Origin of the sequence: Streptosporangium sandarakinum, from assembly GCF_050942225.1 — a bacterium.
Taxonomy (GTDB): Bacteria; Actinomycetota; Actinomycetes; order Streptosporangiales; family Streptosporangiaceae; genus Streptosporangium; species Streptosporangium nondiastaticum.
This window is the reverse complement of sequence record NZ_CP192034.1, coordinates 5467620-5493270: the sequence shown is the minus strand read 5'-3', so window position 1 is coordinate 5493270 and position 25651 is coordinate 5467620. Positions and strand designations below refer to the sequence as shown.

General features: G+C 73.4%; 23 protein-coding genes and 2 pseudogenes. 14 read left to right on the top strand and 11 right to left on the bottom strand.

Translation table 11 applies throughout. The features are described 5' to 3' along the window. The first annotated feature begins 118 nt into the window (after positions 1-118). From ACQP10_RS25620 to ACQP10_RS25580, 9 genes are all read left to right on the top strand, one after another. The gene (locus ACQP10_RS25620) at positions 119-283 is read left to right on the top strand and encodes a hypothetical protein (RefSeq protein WP_433539872.1); all 165 of its coding nucleotides are present in this window, start codon (positions 119-121) and stop codon (positions 281-283) included. After that, positions 280-1251, top strand: a complete 972-nt coding sequence (locus ACQP10_RS25615; protein WP_433539871.1) for a YcaO-like family protein — start codon at positions 280-282, stop codon at positions 1249-1251. Before ACQP10_RS25620 ends, ACQP10_RS25615 begins: the two co-directional genes overlap by 4 nt. A gap of 8 nt (positions 1252-1259) precedes the next feature. Beyond that, complete coding sequence (locus ACQP10_RS25610) at positions 1260-2495, top strand: hypothetical protein (protein WP_433539870.1); 1236 nt, start codon at positions 1260-1262, stop codon at positions 2493-2495. Further along, positions 2492-3955 (top strand): JmjC domain-containing protein, encoded by a 1464-nt coding sequence (locus tag ACQP10_RS25605; protein ID WP_433539869.1) that lies wholly within the window; start codon positions 2492-2494, stop codon positions 3953-3955. Before ACQP10_RS25610 ends, ACQP10_RS25605 begins: the two co-directional genes overlap by 4 nt. Beyond that, the gene (locus ACQP10_RS25600) at positions 3952-5241 is read left to right on the top strand and encodes an MFS transporter (RefSeq protein ID WP_433539868.1); all 1290 of its coding nucleotides are present in this window, start codon (positions 3952-3954) and stop codon (positions 5239-5241) included. Before ACQP10_RS25605 ends, ACQP10_RS25600 begins: the two co-directional genes overlap by 4 nt. Positions 5242-5293: 52 nt before the next feature. Further along, on the top strand, positions 5294-6001 hold the full coding sequence (locus ACQP10_RS25595) for an SRPBCC domain-containing protein (protein WP_346022758.1): 708 nt from the start codon (positions 5294-5296) through the stop codon (positions 5999-6001). A 66-nt stretch (positions 6002-6067) separates the two neighbouring features. After that, positions 6068-7585 (top strand): alpha/beta hydrolase family protein, encoded by a 1518-nt coding sequence (locus ACQP10_RS25590; protein ID WP_433539867.1) that lies wholly within the window; start codon positions 6068-6070, stop codon positions 7583-7585. Positions 7586-7687: 102 nt separating this feature from the next. Further along, entirely contained in the window at positions 7688-8107 is a 420-nt protein-coding gene (locus ACQP10_RS25585) for a DUF6176 family protein (protein WP_399499218.1), read from the top strand. Between the two features lie 124 nt (positions 8108-8231). After that, positions 8232-9368, top strand: a complete 1137-nt coding sequence (locus ACQP10_RS25580) for a carboxylate-amine ligase (protein WP_433539866.1) — start codon at positions 8232-8234, stop codon at positions 9366-9368. Between the two features lie 114 nt (positions 9369-9482). Here the strand turns inward: ACQP10_RS25580 and ACQP10_RS25575 are convergent, their stop codons facing one another. Beyond that, entirely contained in the window at positions 9483-11030 is a 1548-nt protein-coding gene (locus ACQP10_RS25575) for an NAD(P)-binding domain-containing protein (RefSeq protein WP_433539865.1), read from the bottom strand. Beyond that, positions 11027-11596 carry a carboxymuconolactone decarboxylase family protein gene (locus tag ACQP10_RS25570; protein ID WP_389996395.1) on the bottom strand — a complete coding sequence of 190 codons (570 nt, stop codon included), beginning with the start codon at positions 11594-11596 and terminating at the stop codon, positions 11027-11029. The genes ACQP10_RS25575 and ACQP10_RS25570 overlap by 4 nt, the downstream gene beginning before the upstream one ends. A 342-nt stretch (positions 11597-11938) precedes the next feature. Between ACQP10_RS25570 and ACQP10_RS25565 the strand changes: the two genes are divergently transcribed. Beyond that, a complete protein-coding gene (locus ACQP10_RS25565) occupies positions 11939-12334 on the top strand; it encodes a nuclear transport factor 2 family protein (RefSeq protein ID WP_433539864.1) in 396 nt (131 codons plus the stop codon). A gap of 440 nt (positions 12335-12774) precedes the next feature. Here ACQP10_RS25565 and ACQP10_RS25560 read toward each other — a convergent pair whose 3' ends face one another. Beyond that, complete coding sequence (locus tag ACQP10_RS25560; protein WP_346022751.1) at positions 12775-13431, bottom strand: carboxymuconolactone decarboxylase family protein; 657 nt, start codon at positions 13429-13431, stop codon at positions 12775-12777. 479 nt (positions 13432-13910) lie between these two features. Here ACQP10_RS25560 and ACQP10_RS25555 point away from each other — a divergent pair, with 479 nt between their 5' ends. Continuing rightward, positions 13911-15182, top strand: a complete 1272-nt coding sequence (locus ACQP10_RS25555; protein ID WP_399499216.1) for an erythromycin esterase family protein — start codon at positions 13911-13913, stop codon at positions 15180-15182. Between the two features lie 71 nt (positions 15183-15253). On the opposite strand, the gene ACQP10_RS25550 is transcribed toward ACQP10_RS25555, so the two are convergent. The 6 genes and pseudogenes from ACQP10_RS25550 to ACQP10_RS25525 all read right to left on the bottom strand — a co-directional run bounded on the left by ACQP10_RS25550 (position 15254) and on the right by ACQP10_RS25525 (position 20140). Continuing rightward, positions 15254-16000 (bottom strand): copper homeostasis protein CutC, encoded by a 747-nt coding sequence (locus tag ACQP10_RS25550; protein ID WP_399499215.1) that lies wholly within the window; start codon positions 15998-16000, stop codon positions 15254-15256. Further along, positions 15997-16988, bottom strand: a pseudogene (locus ACQP10_RS25545) (asparaginase). Before ACQP10_RS25545 ends, ACQP10_RS25550 begins: the two are co-directional and overlap by 4 nt. Before the next feature lie 19 nt (positions 16989-17007). After that, the gene (locus tag ACQP10_RS25540) at positions 17008-17832 is read right to left on the bottom strand and encodes an amino acid ABC transporter permease (RefSeq protein WP_346022749.1); all 825 of its coding nucleotides are present in this window, start codon (positions 17830-17832) and stop codon (positions 17008-17010) included. After that, complete coding sequence (locus ACQP10_RS25535; RefSeq protein ID WP_433539863.1) at positions 17829-18473, bottom strand: amino acid ABC transporter permease; 645 nt, start codon at positions 18471-18473, stop codon at positions 17829-17831. The genes ACQP10_RS25540 and ACQP10_RS25535 overlap by 4 nt, the downstream gene beginning before the upstream one ends. Then, on the bottom strand, positions 18473-19390 hold the full coding sequence (locus ACQP10_RS25530; RefSeq protein WP_346022748.1) for a glutamate ABC transporter substrate-binding protein: 918 nt from the start codon (positions 19388-19390) through the stop codon (positions 18473-18475). Before ACQP10_RS25530 ends, ACQP10_RS25535 begins: the two co-directional genes overlap by 1 nt. Before the next feature lie 21 nt (positions 19391-19411). Further along, positions 19412-20140 carry an amino acid ABC transporter ATP-binding protein gene (locus ACQP10_RS25525; RefSeq protein ID WP_179827506.1) on the bottom strand — a complete coding sequence of 243 codons (729 nt, stop codon included), beginning with the start codon at positions 20138-20140 and terminating at the stop codon, positions 19412-19414. A 104-nt stretch (positions 20141-20244) separates the two neighbouring features. Here ACQP10_RS25525 and ACQP10_RS25520 point away from each other — a divergent pair, with 104 nt between their 5' ends. Then, positions 20245-21387 (top strand): ROK family protein, encoded by a 1143-nt coding sequence (locus ACQP10_RS25520; RefSeq protein WP_346022747.1) that lies wholly within the window; start codon positions 20245-20247, stop codon positions 21385-21387. Between the two features lie 286 nt (positions 21388-21673). Then, positions 21674-22210, top strand: a complete 537-nt coding sequence (locus tag ACQP10_RS25515; RefSeq protein ID WP_346022746.1) for a hypothetical protein — start codon at positions 21674-21676, stop codon at positions 22208-22210. A gap of 60 nt (positions 22211-22270) precedes the next feature. Here ACQP10_RS25515 and ACQP10_RS25510 read toward each other — a convergent pair. Then, positions 22271-22672, bottom strand: a pseudogene (locus tag ACQP10_RS25510) (aldo/keto reductase); the annotation flags it as partial. A gap of 56 nt (positions 22673-22728) precedes the next feature. Here ACQP10_RS25510 and ACQP10_RS25505 point away from each other — a divergent pair. Continuing rightward, positions 22729-24249, top strand: a complete 1521-nt coding sequence (locus tag ACQP10_RS25505; protein ID WP_433539862.1) for a recombinase family protein — start codon at positions 22729-22731, stop codon at positions 24247-24249. 43 nt (positions 24250-24292) lie between these two features. Here the strand turns inward: ACQP10_RS25505 and ACQP10_RS25500 are convergent, their stop codons facing one another. Then, positions 24293-24913 carry a hypothetical protein gene (locus ACQP10_RS25500; protein WP_433539861.1) on the bottom strand — a complete coding sequence of 207 codons (621 nt, stop codon included), beginning with the start codon at positions 24911-24913 and terminating at the stop codon, positions 24293-24295. Between the last annotated feature and the right edge of the window lie 738 nt (positions 24914-25651).

The window sequence follows — 25651 nt, the reverse complement described above, 5'->3', positions numbered from 1 at the left end:
AGCGTAGCCGCCCCGCGACCGGGCGGCGCGTGATCCGAGGGCGCTGCGGGGCGGGTCGCCATGTTGACGCCCCCGCGCCCGGACCCCCGGGTGTGCCGGCTTGAGGGAGAGGGAGACCATGGACCAGGGCGACGCCGCGCCGCGGCCCACCGTGCGCCCGCTGGTCGGCGGGATCCTGCACGTGGCCTGGACGGCCGACGACGCCGGCGTCAGCGGCGGCGCCTGCGACGCCGACCCCGGCCGGGCCGCCCGCCGCGCGGCGGGGAGTACGCCCAGCACGTGAGCCACCTGTCGGCCGCCGGCGCGCTGCCGGTCCTGGCCTGCCCCGGCGACCGGCCCCGGATCGAGCCGGCCGCGCACGCCGCCGCCGGCTCCCCGCCGACGTCCTGGGTGGTCGGCCACGGCATGCGCGACGGTACGGAGGTCGCGGTGCCCGCCCAGGCCGTCTTCCTCGGCTGGGACCCTCCGCCGCCGGAGATCCGCTGGTGCGTGCAGACGTCGGCCGGCACCGCCGCCGGCGCCGACCCGGAGCGGGCGCGCACGGCCGCGCTGCTGGAGGTGATCGAGCGGCACGTGCTGGAGCGCGGCTGGCGGACCGGGGACATCCGGTTCGAGGAGCTGGACCACCTGCACGACGCCGTGCTGCCGCCGGGCCTGACCGGCGCGCTGCGGGACGGCGGCGTCACCCTCCGCACGCTCCGCGTGGCGGGGCTGTCGCCCGACGTCGTGACGGCCTTCCTGCACCGCTCCGACGGCACCGCGCTGACCTGCGGCGCCGCCGCCCGGGGGGACACCGCCGCCGCCGTACGGCACGCGGTCTACGAGGCGGTGGGCAACCGTCTCGCCCTCTCCGCCCCGCGCGGCTCCACGCGGCCGGGCGGCCATGACCGGGACGGGGACCCCGCGCGGCCGGGCGCCCTGGACGGAGGCTCCGCGTACCCGGGCGCCCGGGACGGAGGCTCCGCGCGACTGGGCGACCGGGACCGCGACAGAGGGCTCGCCGCGGCCGCCGCCGGCCCGCGGCACCTGGACTTCGTGCGGCGGCGGACCGTGGGCGCAGGCGAGCCCCGGACCGTCCCCGTCACCCCGGCCGGCCTGCTGGAGACCGCCGAGGCCCTGTTCGGCAGCCAGCCCGCCGAAGTGCGGCTGCCCTCGGTCGGGCCGTACGCGGTGCACCGCGTGGTGTGCCACGGCTCGGAGGTCTTCCAACCGCTCACCCCGCCCGCCGGCCTGGCGTGCCCGCTCGCCTAGGAGGTCACGTGCCCAAGTTCGCCTACCACCGCGACGACTCCGTCTCCTTCGGGGAGCTCCGCTTCACCGGGCCGCGGGTGCTCGACACGGCCGAGCTCGCCCGGCGCTGGCGGGCGTGGATCGACCTGGGCGACGCCGACCCGGCCCCGCTGCGGTCGCGGCACGCCGTACACCTGGCGCGGATGCTCACCGGGGAGGCCGAGGAAGCGGCGCCCAACTGGTTCGCCACCGTGTCGGTGACCAGCTCCCGCTACCAGGTCGTGGCGCAGGCCAGGGCCGTCGAGCACCGGTGCGAACGGCCCGCCGGCCTGGCCGGGCGGCTGCGCACCCCCCGCTGGCAGGCCCTGGTGACCGCGCTGGAGCGCTGGCCGGCGCTGCCGCCGGCCCGCAGGGTCGTGGTGGTCGCGCTGCTCACCCAGCTCGGCTTCCACCGCCACGTCGTCAGCCTCGTCGGCACCCTCACCGCCGCCGCCGACCCGCTGTCGCAGCAGCTGGCCTACGAGGCGTCCCGGGCCGCCTACCAGCTCAACCGCACCTCGCCCGTCCCGGGCCGGGTCTTCGGCTGGCTGGCCGAGAACGCCGCCCGGCCGGCACTGCGCACGCTCGCCGCCCTGCAACTGGTCTCCACCCGCTCCCGCGGCGGCGGCGACCGCGCGGAGGCGGCCCGGTGGCTGGCCGCGGCGCGCCGGGCGGCCGACGGCCTGGACGCCGAACCCGACTGGCTGGCGCACCTGGTGACGAGCCGCTACCACCGCGCCGCCGCGCTGCACGAGCTGTCCGGCGGCGACCGCGAGCCGGTGGTCGAGCACATGCGCCTGGCGCTGAGCCACGACGAGGACATGGCACGGTGCGCGCCGGACCCGGTGCGGGCCCACTACCGGGCGGAGAACCGGGGGCTGGTCCTGGAGGCCCACCTGAAGCTCGACACCCTCACCGGCGAGGCGAGCGCCCCCGCCGACGCCGTGGCGCAGCTCCGCGCCCTGGACCCGGTCGATCCCGAACCGCTGTACGCCGTCGGCGCCTACCTCGCCGGACGCGGCGACTGGGAGGGCGCCCGCGAGGCGTTCCGGCGGGCCGCGGGGTCGGGCACGCTGCGCGGGGCGATGGCCGCCGCCGCCGCGGCCGACTGCTCCGAACGGCTGGGACGCCCCGGCGACGCCGAGGAGGACCGCCTGCTCTGCCTCGACCTCGACCCGGCCGCCCGCCTGGCCGCCCGCCCGAGCCCGGCCGGGGAGGGAAGATGACCGGCACGCGCCGACCCCCCGCCCCGGAGGAGACCGGAACCGGTGAGCATCTCGCCGACCGCGGCCCGGAGCGGCCCGGAACCGGCGGGCTGCTCACCGTCCGGCCGCTGGAGGCCCTGCCCGACCTGGAGGGCCTGCGCCCCGGCGACCCCGAGCCGGGCGGCCGGCACGCCCTGGAGGAGATCGTCACCGCCCTGCCCGTCGCGGAGTTCCTCGACCGGCACTGGGGACGCGACTGCCACCTCGACCCCGGCGATCCCGGCGACCCGGGACGGTTCCACCACCTGCTGCCCTGGCCGGAGCTCGACCGGCTGCTCGACGGGCACCGGGCGTGGCCGCTGCGGATGCAGGTGGCGCGGGGCAACGCCTCGCTGCCGCCGTCCTCCTACCTGGAGACGATCCCTGGCAGGGGTGTCGGCCGCGAACCGGCGATGCGGGTGTCCAGCGCCAAGCTGCACGCCCGGCTGCGCGAGGGCGCGACGCTGGTGTTCGGGTCGGTGGACGAGGCGGTGCCCGCGGTGCGGGAGCTGGCCGAGCGGCTCGAACACGACCTGCGCGCCGAGGTGTTCGTCAACCTCTACGCCTCCTGGGGGCAGATCGGGGCGTTCGACCCGCACTGGGACGACCACGACGGCATCATCCTGCAGGTCTACGGGCGCAAGGAATGGCGGCTGTACGGCGTCGGCCGTCCCGCGCCGCTGCCGGGCGACGGCCCCCTCAACGAGTGCCCGCCCCGGCCCCTGCGGCAGTTCGAGCTGACCGAGGGGCAGGCGCTGTACGTGCCGCGGGGCCACTGGCACGCGGTCCGGCCGGTGGGCGGCACCACCGTGCACCTGACGTTCGGCATCCGGCGGCCGGTGGTCCGCGACCTGCTGCGCTGGGCGGTCGACCGGCAGCTGAACCACCCCGACGCCCGGCTCGACCTGCCGCTCGGCGGGTGGGACGACGAGCTCGCCGACCGGCTGTCCCGGCTGCTCGGCGGGATCGGCGAGCTGCTCGGCGCCGAGGGGTTCGGCCGGTACGTCGCCGAGCGGGACGGGCGGGCCGCGGCTCGTCCCCGCCACCTGCTGCCGCACGCGGTGACCGACCTGTCCGGCGGCTGCCCGCCGGACGCCGTCGTCGTCCTGGCCGCTCCCCGGCCGGTGGCGCACGGCGGGGACGGGAGCCGGCGGACCCTGCTGGCGGGCGGCCTGCGCTACGACTTCGACGCCCGCTGCGAGCCGCTGCTGCGCCGCCTGCTCGGCCGCCGCCCCTGGCGGGTGGGCGACCTCGCCCGGGAGGCGGCCGCCGAGGGCGGCCCGGACGCCGGGGAGTGCCGGCGGCTGGTGGCCGAGCTCCTCGGGCACGGCCTGCTGCGGTTCGACACCGGTCCCGTCGCGCCACCCGGACCACCCGGCGGGCCGCCCGCCGGGGCACCCGGAGAGCGGTACGACCGGCGGCCTGAGGAGGGACGACGATGACGGACACGATCCCCGGAACCGGGACGCCGCGACCCCCCCGGCGGCCCGGCGCGCTGTCCCTGGCGCCGGACTTCCCCATGCTGTGGGGCGCCTCGGCGGTGTCGCTGCTGGGCAACGGCATCTCCTCGGCGGCGCTGCCGCTGCTGGCCGCCACGCTCTCCACCGACCCGATGGTGGTCGCCTCCGTGGTGGTCGTCGGGAGGCTGCCCTGGCTGCTGTTCGCCCTGCCGGCCGGGGCGATGGCCGACAGGTGGGACCGCAAGCGCGCCATGTGGCTGGCGGACCTGGTGCGGGCCGCCCTCACCGGCGTGCTGGCGGTGGCCGTCGCGGCGGGCTTCGCGAGCATCGGGCTGCTGATGGCCGTCGGCTTCCTCATCGCGGTCGCCGACACCGTCTTCGACAGCAGCAACACCGCCGTGCTGCCCAAGGTCGTCTCCGGCGACCCCGACCGCATCCGGCGGGCCAACTCCTGGCTGGTGGGGACCAGGACCACCGTCGAGTCGTTCGCCGGGCCTCCCCTCGGCGGGCTGCTGTTCGGCTTCTCCCGGGCGCTGCCGTTCGTCGGCGACGCGCTGTCGTTCCTGCTGAGCGCCGCGCTGCTGCGCAGGATGCGCGGCGACTACCACGTCTCCCGCAACGTCTACGGCGAGACGGGGCTGTGGCGGGCCGTCGCCGAGGGCTGCTCCTGGCTGTGGCGGCAACCGGTGCTGCGGTCGATCACCGCCGTGGCGGGCCTGTTCAACGTCGCCTGCCTGGCGCAGACCGCGATCTTCGTGCTGTTCGCCCAGCAGGAGCTCGGCCTGGGAGCCTTCGGGTTCAGCCTGCTGCTGGCCGTGGGGTCGTTCGGCAGCCTCTTCGGCGCCGCGCAGGCCGGCCGGCTCAACGCGTGGTTCGGCACGGCGGTCAGCCTCCGCCTCGCCCTGGTCGCGGCGGGCGCCGCGTGCCTGGTCACCGCGGTCGCCCCGGACGCGTGGACCGCGGGCGCCGCGGAGGTCCTGGCCGGGCTCGCCGCCGCGATCTGGAACGTCAACCAGATGTCGCTGCGGCAGTCCGGCACGCCCGACCACCTCCTGGGCCGGGTCACCGGCGCCCACCGGCTGGTCACCTACGGGGGGATGCCCTTCGGCGCGCTGCTGGGGGGCCTCCTCGCCTCGGCCGCCGGCCTGCGCGCGTCGTTCGTCGTCGCGGGAGCGATCATGCTGGCGCTCGCCGTGTTCGCCGCCGCCACGATCACCCGATCCCGTGTCGCCGAGCTGGTCGGAGAACCGGCCGCCGGCCGGGGATGAGCACCGCCGCACCGACCCACGCAACCGCCGCGCAACCGACAAGGAGCAGTCAATGGTGGGCAACAGCTTCGAACGCGTCCTGAACCACTCCCGCGAGAAGGTCTGGCGGGCCATCTTCGACCCCGCCGCGGCCGAGCACTGGCTCGGCGTGGTCGCCAGCGTCATGCCCGAACGGCCGGGCGCCGCCTTCTGCTGGCTCTACGACGCGGGCGCCCGCAGGCCGACCGCCTACATCGGGCGGATCGGCGCCCTGGAGACGTACCGCCGGCTGGAGCTGACCGTCGGCCTGATCGCCTGCGACGCCGAGGTGACCATGGTCTTCGAGCTGGCCGACGACGACGCCGGCCGTACACGTCTGACGCTCCGGCAGGACGGCTTCCCCGAGGAGGGCAACGGCAGGTTCGAGCGCGACGGGTTCCTGCACCACTGGGACCACTTCCTGGACCTGCTCGGCGACTACCTCGACGAGACTCCGCACAACTACCACACCATGCACCGCACCGAGCTGGGGGTCATCCCCGTCGGAGCCGTCGCCGGTGAGGGCATGCTGGTGCAGGACGTGGCGCTCGGCGCGCCCGCCGACGTCGCCGGGGTGCGCCCCGGCGACGTCATCCGCGCCGCCGACGACTTCCTCTTCGACAGCCTCGACGACTTGGACGTGTGGGTCGAGAACCACCGGCCCGGCGACCGGGTGAACCTGGTGATCGGCGAACGCGTCGTCCCCGCCGTCCTGCGGGCCAAGCGGTACGCGCCGTCCTGACGGAGCGCGCTCCCGACAGCCCCGACGGCCCCGACGGCCCCCCGACGGCCATGGACAGGAGGCACGATGCCGGACGTCATCCCGCTGCCGGAGCGGACGGAGCGGATCACCGCGTCGCTGCCGGACCCGTTCCGCCGGTCCCAGCTCGACGGCGACGGCCCGGCGTTCGCGCTCACCCCGGCCGGGCCGGTGGTGAGCGCCGACGCCTGGTCCGGCCGCCATCTGGCGCTGCTCACCGGCGGGCGGTGGACGCCGCTCACCGCTGGGCCGCGGTGGCATCGCCGCCCCCGGTGGGACGGGGAGCGGCTGACGGCCGACGTGTCACTCGACCTGGCCGCCGAACGGTTCGGCGAGGAGACGGTCCCGCTCCCGGTCCCGGTCCCGATTCCGGCCGCTGGCCGGGAGCCGTCCCCGGTTCCCGGCCCGGCGGGCCGCGGCGGGAAGGTGGTCCACCCGGTCCTCGGCGAGGTGCTGCTGCCGCCGCGCGCCGTGGTCGAGGCGGTCGTGCCGGACTCGCCGCGCCGCGACAGGATCGCCGTGCTGCTGCGCCGGGGACCGGCCAGGCGCGTGGTGTGCGTGGACGGCGGCGGCGTCTCCCACTGGGACGGCCCGGTGACCTCCGTCGGGCCGTGGCTGTCACCGGAGGAGGTCGTCGTGGTCGCGGAGACGTGGCCGGGCCGGGCGGCCTATGCCTGGCACACCCGCACCGGGGCGCGGCGCCGCCTGACCGGGCCCGGCGCGGCCGTGGTGGGCGACGTGCTGGCCGGCGACGGGATCGCCGGCCTGAGCTGGACGTCGGCCGGGCAGCCCCGGCGGCTGTGGACGGGGGAGAGCGCCGAGCTCGCCGCGGGAGGGCTGCGGCTGCGGCCCGACCCGCCCCGCGGCCAGGCGCCCCCGCCCGCGCGCCACACCGTGCTGCAGGGGCCGTGCTGCCCGCTGCCGTGCCTGCTGCGTGACCCACCCGGTACGGCGCGCGGCACGGTGCTGCTGCTGCACGGCGGCCCGAACGGGGTGAACCTGGGGACCTGGTCGCCCTTCGCCGAGTCGCTGGCGCTGGCCGGCTGGCGCGTCGTCCAGCCGAACGTGCGGGGGAGCAACGTGCTGGACCCGGCGCTGCGCCCGCCGCCGCCCGGCCGCTACGGAGTGGACGACGCCGACGACGTGCTAGCCGTACTGCGCCAGGTCGCGACCGGGCCGGTCGTGGCCGGCGGGATGAGCTACGGGGGTTACCTCGCGGCCCGGGTCGCGCACCTGTCCCCCCGGGTGAGCGGGGTCTTCCTGCTCGGCGGGTTCCTGCGGTTCACCGACCTCGGTGACTCCGGCCACGACGGGGTGCGGGCCTTCCTGCGCACGGCCGGTGATCGCCTCGCGCCGGACGCGGCGCCCGCCGCCGTGCCGCACTTCGTCGCGCACGGGGAGGAGGATCCGCGCATTCCCGCCGGCGCGGTCCGCGCCCACCTGGGCGAGCTGCCGGCCGGGTCGGAATGGGTCGGCATCGAGGGCGAGGGCCACGGGATGCTCACCGACCACGCGGCCAGGAAGGTCTTCCCCCGGTTCTTCGCCTGGCTGGACGGGCTCGGCTGAGCGCCGCGGCCATCCGGCGGCCGGAGAAGGACAGGGAGACGGGGGACGGGGGCAGGGGACGGGGACGGAATGAACCGGACACGACGGAAGAGGTGATGGACGATGCTGCGGGTGAGCGTCAGCAAGGTGCGGCCGGAGCAGGTGGACCGGCTGCGCGCGTGGTTCACCGAGCTGTCCGGCCCTCGCAGGGGCGAACTCCTGGCGACCTTCGTCGACGAGGGCGTGCGGCACGAGACCGTCCTGCTGGTCCCCACCTCCGACGGGCCGCTCATGGTCTACGTCATGGAGGAGGAGGACCCGGAGCGGTCGATCGCCGCCTTCCGGGACTCGGCCCACCCCGTCGACGCGGACCACCGGGCGGTGCTGTCGGCGGCGTTCATGGGGGTGGCCGAATACGAGGTGCTCCTCGACGTGCCCGCGGAGCCGCCCGCCGACCTGTCCACCGGCCCGTCCGCGGAGCCGCCCGCCGCCCAGCCCGGCTCCCGGCCGCCGGCGGGCGGCGCGGCCCCCGGGACCCCCTGAAAACCCCCGGGGAACCCCAGAACCCGCCGGGTCCGGGGACGTGCCGCCCGATTGTGCCGCCGCGTCCGGGACCGGGCCGATACCGTGGCACCGCCGCCCGCACACCCCCGGCCTGGAGCGAGAGATGACGGCGACCGCGCAGACCCCGACCCCCGTGCCCTTCGACCCGATCCGTCCCCTGATGGGGGTGGAGGAGGAGTACTTCGTCGTCGATCCGGTCACGCGGGCCGTGACGCCCCGGGCCGCGGAGGTGGCCAAGCGCGCCACCGCCGTCCTGGGGGAGCGCGCGAGCACCGAGATCATCCGGTTCCAGGTGGAGGCCAAGACGCCGCCCTGCGCCGACTCCGCCGATCTGGCGGAGCGGTTGCGCGAGATGCGGGCGGCCATGGCCTCGGCGGCGGCCCGCGAGGGGCTGGCGGTGGTCGCCTCGGGAACGCCCGTGCTGGGCGACGTCGTCCCGCCGCCGATCGTCGACGACCCGCGTTACGACCTCGGCATCGCCGCCTACCGGGCGCTGCACGACGAGCAGAGCATCTGCGCCGGGCACGTCCACGTCCACCTGCCCGACCGGGCGCGGGCGGTGCTGGCGGGCAACCACCTGCGGCCGTGGCTGCCGGTGCTGATCGCGATGACGGCCAACTCCCCGCTGTGGGCCGGCCGTGACACCGGCTACGCCGCCTGGCGGGTGCTGTGCTGGAACAAGTGGCCGGTCGCCGGGCCGCCGCCGTACTTCGCCGAACCGGAGGAGTTCGACCGGCTCGTCGCCACCCTGACGGACGCCGGGGTGCTGGTGGACCCCGGCACGGTCTTCTGGGACGTCCGGCCCTCGGCGCGGCTGCCCACCCTGGAGGTGCGGGTGGCCGACGTGCCCGCCACCGCCGGGGAGTCGGCGCTGCTCGCCGCCGTGGTCAGGGGCCTGGTGGTGACGGCGCTGGAGCGGGTCGGCGACGGGGACCCCGGGCCGCGCCCGCCGGAGGCGCTGCTGCGCGCCGCCTACTGGCAGGCGGCCCGCGACGGCATGGACGGCCACGGCATCGACCCGCTCACCGGCGGGCGGCACCCCGCCGCCGACCGGGTCGGCGCGCTGCTGCGCCACATCCGGCCCGCGCTGGAGCTGACCGGTGACCTGGACATGGTGACCGAGCGGCTGGCCCGGCTGACCCGGGAGGGCACCGGGGCGGCCCGCCAGCGGGCCGTCCACGCCCGCCGCGGCCTGCCGTCCGACGTGGTGGACCACCTCGTCGGGCACTTCACCGCCTGACCGGCCCCACAGCGTCGCGGGCCGGCCGGCCGGAGGCGGGACGCCGACCGGACCGGCGGCCCCGGACGCGCCGGACGGCGGTCTCCGGACGGCCGGGCGCGCCGGACACCGGTCTCAGGGCAGCTGCTCGGTGAGGAAGGCACGCAGCGGCGCCACGTGCCGCACCGGGTCGCGCCAGGTGGCCTGCAGGTCCTCCAGCAGGTGCCGCTCGGCGACCTGCTCTCCGTCCCGCCACACCCGCACGACCGGGTGCAGGAACGCGCTCTCGTGCGCCCGCTCCGGCGTCGGGTGCCGCCGGATGGCGAAGACGTCGGGCTGCTCCTGCCGCCCCCACCGCAGGGTGACCGTGAGGCACAGCCCCTCGTCGCCGAACCTGCCGACCGCGTAGTCCTCCGGCAGGTCGGTGTGGCGCCGGACCCGCCCGGTCCGCTCGTCGAGCACGTAGACGTCGCAGAGGTACTCGAACTGGGTCCACAGCGCCGAGCTGTGGTTGACCCGGTCCAGGATGTCGCCGGCCAGCGTCTCGGCGTCGGCCGGCAGCCATCGCTCCTCCAGCGGCACCCCCTCGTAGCGCTCGGCCAGCAGGGCGGCCAGGGTCCGCAGGTTGTAGCGGAAGCCGTCGATGAACGCCGAGGAGGCGCGCTTGAAGTCGCGGGCCTGCATCAGGGTCCCGGCGAAGTACAGGCCGTCGACGTTGGCCGACCGGAAGTCGGGGCGGATCGCCGGCATGCGGCCGTTCGGGGTGAGGTCCGGGCGGCAGGAGTCGTCGAAGACCGAGGTGTCCATGGTGAACCCGGTGCAGCGCAGCACCCGGTCGTACTCCAGCGTCGCCCGCTCGCCCTCGGCGAGGGTGTAGGTGATCTCCACCTCGAACCGGTCGCCCACGCGCCGGATCCGGTCGACCTCGCACTCCAGCACGCCGTGCAGCGTCTTGAACCAGTAGCTGTCGAGCAGCGCGCCGTACTGGCCGCGCACGTGGCCCGGGTGCTTGCTCGTCCAGGCCAGCCGTACCGGGCTGGGGCTGGCCAGGTGGATGACGGCGGCGTGGCCGAGCATCGACTGCGCGGTCTCGAACGCCGAGTTGCCCTTGCCGATGATCAGCACCCGCTGGTCGGCGAAGTCCTCACCGCGGACCGGCATCTCCTCGTAGCCGACGGCCAGCTCGATCCCGGGGATGTCCGGCACGTACGGCCCGCCCCAGCCGGTCGCCATGATCAGGCACTCGGCCCGGAACACCTCGCCCCCGGCGTGTACGGCGAAGCGCCCGTCCTCCTCCCGGACGATCCGCTCGACGGAGACGCCGAAGGCGACGTTGAGCTTGTGTTCGCGCTGGAAGTCGCCGAGATAGCGCACCAGGTCGCCGGCGCCGGGGAAGTACTCGCGCGAGTAGCGGGGGAACAGCAGGTCGGGGGAGTCGTTGAGCAGGGAGTTCCAGTCCCAGCGCAGGGCGATCTCCGGGTCGTCCTGGCCGGTGTGGACCTTGTTCAGCGAGATCAGCCTGCGGTGGCGCGGGTAGCGGCGGAAGAAGCCGCCCGGCGCGTCCTCGCGCTCCAGCGTGAGGTAGTCGGCGCCGGCGCGCTCCAGGAAGTAGCTGAGCTGCAGACCCCCGGGTCCGGCGCCGACGATCAGGTAGCGGTGGGAGTGCCCGCCGGACGCCGTCACGGCCGCGGGCCCGAGTGCTCGGCGGCGGGGGTGGTGCTCCCGTAACCGTGGGTGACGATCTGCTCGGCCACCGCCGCGTACGCCGCCGGGTCGTCGGGGGCGTGGGTGCCGAGCCCGTCGACGTAGCGGTTGAACATGCAGAACGCCGCGGCGATCAGCACCGTGTCGTGGATCTCCAGGTCCGTCGCGCCCTCGGCACGGGCGGCCGTGACATGCCCGGCGGAGACCTCCTGCCCGCCGCGCTGCACGGCCGCGGCGATGTCCAGCAGCGCCCGCAGCTTCGGCGAGACCGGCGCGGTGGCCGGGTTCTCGCAGGTCTGCCTCACCAGCTCCATCCCCTCGGGGAGCTGGGCGGCGGCGAACGCCGCGTGCGAGGAGTGGCAGAAGCGGCAGCGGTTGAGCGATGACACGTACGCCGCGATCAGTTCGCGCTCCCCGCGCGACAGGGTGCTGTCCCCGCGCAACAGGATCTCGGCGAGCCCGTTCAGCGGGGCCGCGGTCTCCGGGCGGAACCGGAACAGGCCCCTGATCCCCGGATCGTCGGTGGGGAGGGCGATGTGGGGCATGGACACTCCTCGTGCCGGCATGGTCGGGGCATCGTGGGCGGGGCGCATCACGCGCCGCCGGCGGAACGCTCCGTCCGGCGGACGCCCTCATGATCGGCACGTGCCCGCCGCGATGTCAACGGCCCATCCCGTCTTATCCACCTTTCCCATCGTTTTTCCGGACCCATTTACGGTCGTTATTAAAACTGGTTTTTGGTGTGGATCTTTTCCGGGGCGACGCCGGTGTCCTGCGGTGCTTCTGATGACTCTTGCCGCTTTTGCCCGAGTGACGTACCGTCACCGGCGCCCCCCTTTTCATCCTCGTCACCTCGAGGAATTCGACCCTGCCGAAAGAGGAGCGCCATGTCCGAACACCCCAACGCCGGCGTCGTGCGCAGCGCCTACGACGCTCTCGCCAAGAACGACCTCGACCAAGTCCGTGACAACCTGCTCGCCGACGACGTGGTCTTCCACGTTCCCGGCCGGGGCGCGCTCGCCGGCGACCACCGCGGCAAGGAGGCGGTGATCGACTACCTCCGGCGGCTCGGCGAGGTCACCCAGGGGGCGCTGCGGTTCGAGCCGGAGACGTTCCTGGCCGACGACGACCGGGTGGCCGCGGTCCTGCGCGTCGTCGGCGAGCGCGGGGGCAGGGTCCTGGACGAGCGCGGCGTGCACGTCTTCCGCGTCGCCGACGGCAGGATCACCGAACGCTGGAGTTTCCCGCAGGACTCCTACGCGGTCGACGAGTTCCTCGCCTGAGGCGCCGCCTCTCCTTTCCGGTTCTCTCGCCCGGGGGTCCTCCCCGGGGCGTGCGGCGCGGGGGACGTGTGGCGGACGTCCCCCGCACCGTGCGGTCTCCTTCCCGGTGTCTCGCGGGCGGGCGGACGGCGGGGGCGACGGGGAAGGCGTCATCCCCTCGAACCGTCCGATCCGCGTGGACCTCTCCGTTCCCTCGGAGCCTCCGCGGCGTCCTCCTTTCCTTCCGGCATCTCCTCTCCTTTCTTTCTCCGTCCGTTCCTTTCTTTTCCGCTCGTCCTCCTCCTCTTCTTCGGTCGGCGTGCCTCTCCTTTCTTCTCCAGTCGTCATCCCCTTCGCGTCTCTCCCCTTTTCTCCTCCTTCCGCCGGGGCGTTCCTTCTTTCCCGCGGTTCCGGGCGGCCCGGCCGTACGGCCCGTGGGGGACCGGCCGCGCCGTGCCCGGTCAGGCCTGGGCCTGGCGCAGCGCCTCGGCCAGGACCGTCACGTAACCCCCCTTCATCCGGGCCCGTGCCGCGTAGGCGTCCGGGTCGTCGGGGGCGTGGGTGCCGAGCCCGTCGACGTAGCGGTTGAACATGCAGAACGCCGCGGCGATCAGCACCGTGTCGTGGATCTCCAGGTCCGTCGCGCCCTCGGCACGGGCGGCCGTGACGTGCTCCTCGGTGACGTGCCTGCCGCCCTCCTGCACCGCGCCGGCGAGGCGCAGCAGCGCCTTGAGCTTGGCCGAGACGGGCGCCGACTCCGGGTCGGCGCAGACCGCCTGCACCAGCGGCATCCCCTCGGGCAGCCGGACGGCCGCGAGGGCGGCGTGGGTGTAGCAGCAGAACCGGCACTCGTTGCGCGCCGACACGTACGTCGCGATCAGCTCCCTCTCCCCCTGGGTGAGGGTGCTCTCCCCGCGCAGCAGCACGTCCACCAGCGCGTTCAGCGGCAGGGCCGTCTCCGGGCGGAACCGGAACAGCCCCCGCACCCCCGGCTCGTCGGAGTTGAGCGTGATGTAGGCGCGGGATCTCTTCTTTCCCGGCCGGGTGAACCGGATCAGCCGTAACGGATCGCCGACGGTTCCGGCGCCTTTTCTCGCGGACGCCACCGTCTTCTTCATGGGAATTTCCACGATTTCCGCGGAAGTGGTCTGGACTGTCATCCCCTCATCCCTGTCTCCGGTTTTCCGGTGCGTTCTCGCATTTACAACTCTGCGCTTCCGGAAGGCCCCTTTCCAGGCTTCCGCGGGGCAGCAAGCTGCTCGTTCCCCGCCGTTTCCTGTCACGGAACGGCGCTTGACAGTCCGTACGGCCCCGCCCGCGACCGGCACCGGATGATCCACCGGCTCGCCGATCCTTCTGGAATCCGTCAAATCTCCAGAAAGTGGGTTGAAACGTGCAAAAGGGGAACGGTTGAAGGGGAAGGCGCCCTTCGATCTTCGCGACCCCGGGCGCACGAGGGGGACCACGCCGGGCGGTGTGCGCGCCGCCCGCCGCGTTCCGGCGCGGAGGGGGAGGACGAGACCCGGATCGTCCGGAGGCCGGGCGGTCCCCAGCGAAACGGATCTGGAAAATGGACGAAACGGATGAGGTTCGGGGGATGGCCCTTCCGCTGGCGGAAGCGGCCGACCTCGACCCTCTTCTCGACCGCATCGGCGACGCCCGATGCGTGCTGCTCGGCGAGGCCACCCACGGAACGCACGAGTTCTACGCCTGGCGGGCCGCGCTGACCCGCCGCCTCATCGAGGAGCGCGGCTTCTCCTTCGTGGCGGTGGAGGGCGACTGGCCGGACTGCTGGGACGTCCACCGCTCGGTCACCCTCGCCCGGGGTGCGCCGGAGGACCCGCAGATGGTCCTGGACGCCTACCGCCGCTGGCCCACCTGGATGTGGGCCAACGCCGAGACCTCACGCTTCTGCCGCTGGCTGCGGGCCCGCAACGCGGCCCTGCCCGCCGGGGAGCGGGCGGGCTTCTACGGCCTTGACGTCTACAGCATGTGGGAGTCCCTGCGGGCCATCATGCTCTACCTGCACGAGCACCACCCCGAGTACACGCACCACGCCGTGGAGGCCTACCGCTGCTTCGAGCCGTACAACGAGGACCCGCACGCGTACGCCCACGGCACGCGACTGGTGCCCGAGGGGTGCGAGGACGAGGTGATCGCCCTGCTGAGCGAGGCCCGGCGGGCCGTCCACACCGAGGCCGCGGATCCCGCCGAGTCCCTGAACGCCCGGCAGAACGCCGAGGTGGTGGCCACCGCCGAGGAGTACTACCGGTCGATGATCAACGGCGGCGCGGAGTCGTGGAACATCCGCGACACCCACATGGCCGACACCCTCGACCGCCTGCTGGACGTCCACGGCGACGGCGCGAAGGCGGTCGTGTGGGCCCACAACACCCACATCGGCGACGCCAGGGCCACCGACATGGCGCACGGCGGGATCATCAACCTCGGCCGGCTCGCCCGGGAGCGCCACGGCCGGGAGAACGTCGTGCTGGTCGGCTTCGCCACCGCCTACGGCGAGGTGGTCGCGGCCCCCTCCTGGGGGGCGCCCATGGAGATCATGACGCTGCCCCCGCCGCCCCGCGACAGCCTGGAGGGACTGCTCTGCGACACGGCGACCGACCTCGACCACCGCGCCCTGTTCATCTTCTCCGACCAGCCGGACGCGCACTGGCTGACCACCTGGCACGGCCACCGCGCCGTCGGGGTGGTCTACGACCCGATCCGGGAGCGGCGCAACTACGTACCCAGCATGATGGGCGACCGCTACGACGCGCTGCTGTGGATCACCCGCACCTCGGCCCTGCAGGCGCTGCACATGGAGAGGGAACGCCGGGGCGAGCTGGAGACCATGCCCACGGGCGTCTGACATCCGGCGTCCGGAAGCGCCCGGTGAGCCCCGCGGGGCTCACCGGGCGCTTCCGGCGGGACGCGGCGGCGTCAGGCGCCGGCCGCGGTGATCACTTCCGAGACCAGGCCCGGCGAGGTGACCTGGCGGGCGTACTCGGGCCGGCGCAGCTCGCCGCCCATGAACGGGTGGGGGTTGCGGTGCGTCGCCGGGCTGGGCGCGTCCACCAGCGCAGCGAAGTGGATCTCCCGCGCCCCCGTCGCCTCGACCACGCGGCCGACGTTGCGCGGGGTGATGCCGCCGCCCGGCATCACGACCAGGCGGTCGCCGGCCCGCTCGACCAGCGAGGCGATCAGCGGCGCGCCCTCCAGCGCCGTGGTGTCCTGGCCGGAGGTGAGCACCCGGTCCACGCCCAGACCGGCCAGCGTCTCCAGGGCGGCGAACGGGTCGGCCGTCATGTCGAAGGCGCGGTGGAAGGTGACCGACAGGTCCCCGGCCGCGCCGATGAGCCGCCTGGCGACCTCGGTGTCCACCTCGCCCGACGGCGTCAGCGCGCCGATCACCACGCCCTGCGCGCCCGCGTCGCGGACGGTGGCCACGTCGCGCTCCATGGCGGCGATCTCGTGCTCGTCGTAGATGAAGTCGCCGCCCCGGGGGCGGATGATCACATGGACGCGGATCGAGGAGACCGCGGCCAGGGTCGCCTCGACGGTGCCGAGGGTGGGGGTCAGGCCGCCGTCGAACAGGGCCGAGCACAGCTCCACCCGGTCCGCCCCGGCCTGCTCGGCCGCCAGCGCGCCCGCCGTACTGTCAATGCAGATTTCATACTTAAGACTCATTTTTCCCCCAAAGTACGGATCTCGCCGACGGGGACGCCGCCGCCGAGCACCGGAACGTTCTCGAACCCGGCCGCCGGCGCCACGTCGGCGCCCGCGGCCCGCAGCGCGGCCAGCGCGATCGCCGTGGTGGCCCGCGGGCTGCCGTCGATGACCTTGACCGCCGCCGCGTGCCCGCTGCCGAGCGCCGCCACCAGCACGCCCTCGGCCCCGCCCTTGACCACCGCGCCCGGCAGCGCCTGCATCAGCGTCGTGTTGACGTGCCCGGCGCCGCCGACGTACTCGGAGTGCTCGCGCATCGCGTCGGCGACCGCGCGCGGCGCCGCCCCTCCGGCGCGGTCACCAGGGCCCGCGCCGCCCGGGCCAGCCCGGTCAGAGACAGCCCGAACAGCGGGGCGCCGCACCCGTCCACGGCGACGTGGGCGCTCTCCTCGCCCGACAGCTCCTCGACCGCCTCGCGGACCCGCCGCTGCAGCGGATGACCCGCGTCGAGGTAGGAGGCGGTGTCCCAGCCGGAGGCCACCGCCGCCATGAGCATCGCGGCGTGCTTGCCCGAGCAGTTCATCCGCTCACGGGAGGGCCCCTGCCCGGCCCTGACCATCGCGTGCCGGGCGGCCTCGTCCTCCGGCCAGTCGGCGGGACAGCCCAGGGCGTCGAACCCGAGCCCGGCCTCGCCGAGCATCTCGGCGACCAGCCGTACGTGCGCGTCCTGACCGGTGTGGCTGCCGGCGGCGATGGCCAGGCTCGGGCCGCGCAGCATGGCGCCCGACAGCAGGCAGGCCAGCGCCTGGAACGGCTTGGCCGACGAGCGCGGCAGCACCGGCACGTCCGGCCGGCCCAGGGAGACGGCGACCTCGCCGCCGGGCCCCAGGGCCACGGCGCTGCCGTAGTGGACGCTCTCGACGAACCCCGAGCGCACCACCTCGGCGAGCGCGACGAAACCGGACCGCTCGACCGGGGACGGGCCCCCGGCGGACGCGGACCCGGTCAGGGGCGGGTCTGCGGCGGCTTCACACACGGGCGAATCTCCTTCGGGGCGGGCGGACGCCCGGTCGGCGGGCCTCCAGGACGCGGGCGAGTTTGGACAGCGACGCGTTGACCACCAGGTAGATCAGCGCGACGACGATGTAGGTCTGGATCAGCAGGCCGTTGTAGGTCGCCAGGACCTTGCCGCTGTAGAGCAGCTCGGCGTAGCTGACGACGAAGCCGAGCGAGGTGTCCTTCAGCAGGCCGACCGACTGGCTGACGATCGACGGCAGCACGCGCCGGGCCGCCTGCGGCAGCACGATCATCCGCATGGTCTGGCCCTGGGTCAGCCCGACCGCCAGGCCCGCCTCGCCCTGGCCGCGCTCGACCGACAGGATCCCGGCCCGGAAGATCTCGGCGAACGCCGCCGCGTTCGACACCGCCAGCGGCACCACGAGCTTCCAGAACAGCGGCAGGTCCAGTCCGTAGCGGGGCAGCGCGAACAGCACGACGTAGACCAGCAACAGCGCCGGGATCGTCCGTACCGCCTCCACGTACGCGGCGGCGGGCAGGCGGACCCAGCGGCGCCGCGACAGCCGGCCCAGCGCCAGCGCCAGCCCGGCGGCCATCGCCAGCGCGGCCGAGACGACCGCCGCCAGCGCCGTGGACCACAGCCCCGACAGCAGGTAGCGCCACATCGGCCAGGTCGCGTACGGCTGCCAGCGCGCCGCGTCGAGCTGCCCGTTGGCCGCGAACTGCCGTACGGCCAGCGCCAGCAGGGCGAGCACCGCGACGGTCCCCGCCACGGTCGCGATCCGGATCCGGCGGCGGGCACGGGGGCCGGGCTCGTCGAACAGCAGGTTGCTCATCGGACCATCCCCAGCCGCCGTTCGAGCCGTCCGGTGACGAACCCGGCGCAGGCGGCGATCAGCGCGTAGGCCAGACCCGCCCCGACGAAGATCGGGATGGGCTGGGCCTCCGCGAGGTTCACCCGGTTGGCGGCGGCGGTCAGGTCCACCACGCCGACCGCCGCGGCGAGCGAGGTGTTCATCGTCAGCGCGATGAAGATGTTGCCGAGCGGCTGGATCACGGTGCGCAGCGCCTGCGGCAACACCACGTGGCGCAGCGACTGGCCGAAACTCAGCCCCAGCGCGCGGGCCGCCTCACCCTGCCCGGCGGAGACCGCGTTGACCCCCGATCGCAGCGCCTCGGCGATGTAGGCGGCCTCGTACAGGGCGATCACCACGACGGCCGTCGTCAGCAGGCCGGCCTTGATCCCGATCTCCGGGAGCCCGAAGACGGCCAGCACCAGCAGGACCAGCAGGGGCAGGTTCTGGAAGGTCTCCACATACGCCGTGCCGATCGCGCGCAGCACCCCGACCGGGCTGACCCGCATCGCGGTGATCATGAGCCCGACCGCCGCGGCGCCGGCGAACGACGCCGCGGTGAGCTGGAGGGTGACCAGCAACCCCTCCCAGAACTCGGGCAGGTGGTCGAGGACGGCCGACATCAGGAGCCCGGCACCGAGCCGATCTGCGGCGGCGCCGGGGCCTCACCCTGCACGACCGTGCCGAGGGAGTTCTTCCAGATCCGCTGCCACAGCCCGGAGCTCTGGGTCTTGGTCAGCCAGTCGTTGACGAACTTCTTGAACTGGTCGTCGCCGTGCTTGAGGCCGATGCCGTACGGGTCGCTGGTGAACGGCTTGCCGACGACCTGGATGGACGGGTCCTTCTGCGCGTCGGCCACCAGCAGCGTCTCGTCCTGGACGTAGGCGACGCCGCGGTCCTGCTTGAGCGCCTGCACGCACTCGGGGTCGCTGCCGAACGTCACGATCTTCGCCTGCGGCGCGGCCTTCTTGATCGCGGGGATGGCCGGGGTGTTGGCGCCCGCGATGACGGTCTTGCCGTTGAGGTCCTCCGGCTTGGTGATGCCGGTCGTGTCCTTCTTCACCGCGATGCTCAGGCCCGAGGAGTAGTACGGCCCGGCGAAGGACACCTGCTCGGCCCGCTCCGGGGTGATCGTGTAGGTCTGGAAGACCACGTCGACGGTGCCGTTGGCCAGCAGCGCCTCCCGGGTCTCCGACGCCGAGTTGACGATCTTCACCTTGGGCTCGCCGATGATGTACTTGGCCAGCGCCTTGCCCATGTCGGCGTCGAAGCCCTCGACCTCGCCGCTCACCGGGTTCTGCTGCGACAGCAGCGGAGCGTCCAGCGAACCGCCGACGATCAGCTCACCCCGCTTCTTGATCTTCTCCATCGTGGAGCCGGGGAGGATGTCGGCCGCCGCCGCGACCGGCGCGTCGGCGAGCAGATCACCGGCCTTGGGCTCGCCCGGCACCGCCGGGGCGGCCGAGTCGGTGCCCGAACAGGCCGACAGACCGATCATCGACACGGCGGCGACAGCGGCCACCCGCTTCAGGGAGACCATCGGGCCCACCATCCTTTGCGATCAGTGCGTGAGTACCTTGGCCAGGAAGTCCCTGGCCCGGTCCGTCTTGGGGGCTTCGAAGAAGGCGTTCGGCTCGCCGGTCTCGACGATCCGGCCGCCGTCCATGAACACCACCCGGTCGGCGGCCCGGCGGGCGAAGCCCATCTCGTGGGTGACGACGACCATGGTCATGCCGTCGGCGGCGAGCCCGACCATCACGTCCAGGACCTCGCCGACCATCTCCGGGTCGAGCGCCGAGGTGGGCTCGTCGAAGAGCATCACCTTGGGCCGCATAGCCAGCGCCCGGGCGATCGCCGCGCGCTGCTGCTGACCGCCCGACAGCTGCGCGGGCAGCTTGCCGGCCTGCTCGGCGATGCCGACGCGCGCCAGCAGCTCCCGGCCGGTCCGCTCGGCCTCGGCGCGCGTGACGCCGCGCACCTTCATCGGCGCGAGCATCACGTTCTCCAGCACGGTCTTGTGCTGGAAGAGGTTGAAGGACTGGAAGACCATGCCCACGTCGGCCCGGAGCCGGGCCAGCTCGCGGCCCTCGACCGGGGCGGGCACCCCGTCGATGAGGATCTCGCCCGAGCCCGCGCTCTCCAGCCGGTTGAGGCAGCGGCACAGCGTGGACTTACCGGACCCCGAGGGGCCGATCACCACGACGACCTCGCCCCGAGCCACCTCAAGGTCGACGTCGTGCAGCACATGGTGATCGCCGAACCATTTGTTCAGCCCTTTGACCTGGATCATCGCCAACTTCCTTCGAAATCGAAGACAAACCGGAACGTAATGGATGATTCTGGCGGAAGTCAACACATTGCCGTAGTAAGTCGGGCCGTGGTATTCCTTCTGCCATGACAGGCAAAGAGAGGTTGCCCGTGCGGGGCGCCCAGGGCGACCTCCTGCGTCTTGTCGCCACCGGCCAGGCCGAGTCACGCGCCGAACTGGCCCGCCTCTCCGGGCTGGCGCCCTCCAGCGTCTCCCTGCGCGTCGAGGAACTGCTCGACGCCGCGCTCCTCGTCGAGGAGGGCGCGGGCACCTCGCGCGGCGGGCGGCGGCCCCGGCGGCTGCGCGTCAGCCCCACCGCGGGACTGCTCGCCGTCGCGGACCTCGGCGCCCACCACGCCCGCCTGGCCCTGCTCGACCTCAGCGGCGTCCCGCTCGTCGTCGAGGAACGCCCCTGCGACATCGCCCTGGGCCCGGAGACCACCCTCGACTGGATGGCCGCCGCCTTCGACGACCTGCTGCGCTCCCACGCTCCGCCCGGGGTCCCGCTGCGCGGCGTCGGCACCAGCGTTCCCGGCCCCGTCGACCCGGCCACCGGCCGGGTGGTCTCCCCCTCCCGCATGCCGGGCTGGAACGCCTTCCCCGTCGCCGAGCACCTCGGCGCCCACTACGACCTGCCCGTCCTCGTCGAGAACGACGCCAACCTCATGGCCGTCGGCGAGGCCCGCGCCTGGCCCGGCTGCGACAACCTCATGGTGCTCAAGGCCGGCAGCGGCATAGGGTGCGGCCTGATCGTCGAGGGCCGCCTGCACCGGGGCAGGGGGGCGGCCGGCGACATCAGCCACGTCCGGGTCCGCGCCGACTCCTCGGCCGTGTGCTCCTGCGGCCACCCCGACTGCCTGGAGGCCTACGCCAGTGGCGCCGCGCTGATGGGCGCGCTCACCGACCGGGGCTTCGCCGTGCACCGGCCCGCCGACGTCGCGGCGCTCGTCGCCGACGCCGTGCCCGAGGCCACCGCCCTGGTCAGGAACGCCGGCCGCCTCATCGGCGAGGTGCTGACCGTCCTGGTCAACTTCATCAACCCCGACGCCATCGTGGTCGGCGGCAGCCTGTCCGGCGCCGAGCCGCTCATCTCGGCGGTCCGCGCCGCCGTCTACGAACGGTGCCTGCCGCTGGCCACCCGCGACCTGGAGATCGCCGTCACCCGCACCGGCCCCGACGCCGCGCTGCTCGGCGCGGGCTCACTGCTCCTGGACGCCGTCCTCGCCTGACCACCGTTCCCCGCGTGTCCGGCGTGCGTGTCCGGTGCGCCGTTTCCCGCGCGTCCGGTGTGCGTTCCCCGCGTGCCCGGCGTGCCGTTCCTCGTGCGGACCCGCGGACCCGCGGAGTCGCGGCCCGACGCCCCCGCCGGGGCCCGCGACGGTGACATGAGCCACCCCGGTGAGCGCGGCCGATCTTCCGTTGTTACGCTGCCCGCGGCGGACATGGCCTCTTTCGCGGGGGAACGGGACACCCGGGGAACCCGGCTCCGCCGTCGCCCAAGGAGGTTTTCGGCTGATGGCCCTGCCCACCCACTGGGGTGTCCGCCCCGAGGAGACCGCGCGCCCCTACCCCTGCGACGACTGCATCCCGGCCCCCGGCGGCACGTGGTTCCGCGCGGTCTCGGTCCAGGCCCCGCCGGAGGTCGTCTACCGCTGGCTCTGCCAGATGCGCGTCGCCCCCTACAGCTACGACCTCCTGGACAACCTCGGCCGCAGAAGCCCCCGCGCCCTCACCCCGGGCGCGGAGGACCTGGCGGCCGGCCAGCGGGTCATGACCATCTTCGAGCTGGTCTCCTTCACCCCCGGCCGGGACATGACTCTGCGGATGCTCCCCGGGCCGGGCCGCCGGCTCTTCGGCGACCTCGCCCTCACCTACGACGTCCGTACGGACGACTCCGGCGCGACCCGCCTGACGGTCAAGGCCCTGCTCGGCGCCGAGCGGGGAACGCTCAACGAGGCACGCCGCCGCGCCCTGGCCTGGGGGGACCTGCTCATGATGCGCAAACAGCTCCTGACCTTCCAGGCCCTGGCGGAACGGCAGGCCGCCGCCTGAACCCGCGGAGCCCACGGGGCGGCCGGACGGCGGCTCAGGTTCAGCGGGAGGCGCTCACCTTCAGAGGGCGACGGCGCGCGGACGGTACGGCTCAGCCAGGAAGCCGACCTCCTTGTCCGTCAGATCGACCTCCACCGCCGCCACGGCGTCGTCCACGTGCCCGGCCCTGGTCGCGCCGATGATCGGGGCGGCCACGCCGGGCTGCCGCAGCAGCCACGACAACGCCACGCTCGCCGGGGCGACACCGCGCTCCCGGGCCACCTCGGCGACCCGGTCGAGGATCTGGGAGTCGTTCTCCGCGTCGCCGTAGAGGGCGCCGATGCGCGCGTCGCTCCCGGCGCGCGCGGTGCCCCGCTCCTCCTGCCTGCCCGCGCGGGCGAGCAGACCCCGGGCCAGCGGGCTCCACGGGATCATCCCCACACCCTGGTCGAGGCAGAACGGCACCATTTCGCGCTCTTCCTCCCTGTAGAGAAGGTTCTAGCTCTACATCTCAGGCATGATATTGGCCGGAGGTGCACATGAGCCCGTCGAATCCCCCCGTCCCCGTCGTCTCCTACGCCCGTATCTCCGCCGACCTGAGGCGCGACGAACACGGCGTGCAGGACCAGCACAGGGTCAACCGGCAGACCGCCGAACGGTACGGCTGGACCGTCGTCCACGAGTTCACCGACAACGACAAGTCGGCGGCCAAAGAGGGAGTCGTCCGCGATGACTTCGAGGCGATGCTACGCGCGCTGCGCGCCGGAAAACTGCCGAACGGCACACCTGTTCAGGGCGTGGTGATCGTCGCGGAGGACCGGCTGGCACGCCGTCCCGGTGACTACGAGCGCTTCGTGGAGGCGATCACCTTCCAGGACGGGCGGGTGTTCGCCGACGCGCGGGGCAGCAAGGATCTTTACAGCGAGGACGTGGAGAGCATGGGGCTCTTTGGGGCCGTGATCTCCAAGATGGAAGTCCGCAAGATGCAGCGCCGTATGCGCCGCTCGCACCGTTCCCGGGCGGAGGAGGGGAGGCCGTCAGGAGGGCCGCGTCCCTTCGGATGGAACGAGGACCGGCTGACGCTCAACGAGAGGGAGGCCGATCTCCTTCGGCAGGCCGCGAAGGACTTCCTTGCCGGTCGTTCACTCCATTCGATCATCCGAGGGTGGCAGGCTCTCGGCGTGAAGACCTCGCTCGGCAACGACTGGGCCGTGGCCACGCTCAAGGCGGCCCTGAAGAACCCCCGCATCTGCGGACTGCGGGAACTCGGCGGGGAACTCGTGCGAGACGCGGGCGGGGAACCGATCCGGGGCAAGTGGGCCGCGATCATCACCGAAGAGGAGTGGGCCGCGATCCGGGCCGTCTTCAACGCGCGCAAGGGGCACTTCGTCACCCGGGACATGGAGATCGGCAAGGCGCACCCACCGGACTACCGGGACCCCACCTACCTACTGTCGGCCATCGTCCGCTGCGGCCGGCCACGTCCGGACGGAACCCTCTGCAACACGCCCATGCGCGTCAACGTGCGGAAGAACGCGACGCACCACGACTACACGTGTAGGAGCAAGGCGGAGGGCGGCTGCGGAGGTCTCTCCCGGCGCGGTGACCTGGTGGACGAGTACGTCTCCGAAGCGGTGCTGGCCAAGCTCGAAGAGAGGTCCTTCGCCGCGTCGGCAGAAGGTTCCACCTGGGACGGCGAAGCGAAGCTGGAGAGCGCCAAGGAGCGGCTTGAGGAACTGACCCGGCAGTGGAACACCGGAAAGATCAGCAATGACCTGTTCTTCAAACTCGCGCCCGGCCTGGAAAAGGAGATCGCCCGGCTCCGTACCGAGCGTGCGAACCTCGCCGCGTCTGCCGAACTGCGGCAGGCACGAGCCAACACGGACGTGGCGGAGATCCGGCGGCGGTGGTACCTGCCGGAGAGGGACGGCGGGCTGCCCATCTCCACCAAGCGCGCCTACATCCGGGAGGCGCTGCACACCGTGATCATCCATCCCATCGGCCGGGGCCAAAAGATCTTCAACCCGGATCTCCTGGAGCCGATCTGGCGCGAGGACTGACGGCCTTCAGCCTGCGGTGCTCCTGTCCAGGCTGTCCATGCGGCTACGCCGGGTTCTGGGGCACCGGTCGCAGATAGTCGCGCCAGAAGGGCACGGTGGCCTGCGGATTCCATTCCTCCGGCTCGGGTCGGGGGTCCTCGAACTCCTGGTTGATGTAGTCGAGCAGATCGGTCCCGTAGTAGATGATGTCGGAGCCCCACATCGACAGGACCGGGTGCCCGGAGGTGCCGTGTCCCGCAGGCAGGAAGCGATGCGCGTAGATCGGTACCATCCTGGGGGCCTCGGACAGTTGTGATCGTGCCGCCGCCACGGCTGCTTCAGTTGCGCCGGGCCGTTCTCCCCAGCTCTGATTCCAGTGACCACTCCCAACATCCCTCAGCAGTTCTCTGACGGGCCAATCGAGATGTTCACGAAGCTCGTCAGGGTCACCGTTGCGCCAGTCCGGCCAGGGTTTCTCCCAGGTCTGGCCTTCTTCGTACGGCTGGCTCACCGGCAGACCGGTGGCGAGAAAGGCCCGATGGTCGTCAGCGAACTCGAAGCCGTACAGGCCCTCGATGCGGTCGAATTCCGCGTCCGTCAGCCCGGGGGCGATCTCGCAGCAGTCAAGTTCCGCCAGGCGGCGGGCGGCCATCACACCCAGCCGGGCGCCCTCTTCGTTGATCACCTTGGCACCGTAGCGCCCTGGACGGCCACCGGGGACGGGTAGGCGGCGGAACGGATCGGCCTCCACCAGGGGCCGGTCAGTGTGCCGGTGCCTTGCGGTTCAGGACGTCCCGGACGTCTTCGACCTCTTCCAAGGGCTGTCGGCCTTACCGAAAGGCGACAGCCCTCTTTCTTTTGCCGCCGAATACCTGGTGACGGACGGACGTCTACGGACGCTGACGAACACCCACGGACGCCAACGGACGTCCACCCACAACGCTCACGAAGGAACTCGAAGATGGTCGAACTCGTCTACCCCGGTGTAGAACTGATCGCGTAAGAAGCCACCGACCTCCCCACGACACGACACAGCGAACATCTCGGCGAATCACCTCAGGCGCATTTTTCATCCGGGCACGACACATCTCATGATCACCGATGATCGTCGGAGGGCCCCGGCCCGGCGGTAGGTGTCCACACAGAGCGCGCCATCCACTTCCTCGCCGCACTCCATTTTTTTGATCTCTCGCTGCTGCGCACCACGCGCCGACGGCTGTCTTCGGGCTGCCCCGGCGGCGGTGTGCGACGTCCTGCCCGTCAGGCGCGGCGGTGGCTCCACCCACGAGGTGAGGAGTCCACCTGAACCCTGAACCCCTGTCTGCCCGGGAGTGGGGCAGACGACAAGCCGCACGGTCCCCCCGCTGGACCGATGAGAAGTGGCGACGTGTCGCCACCGTGTTCGGCGTCAGCGTCGCCGAGA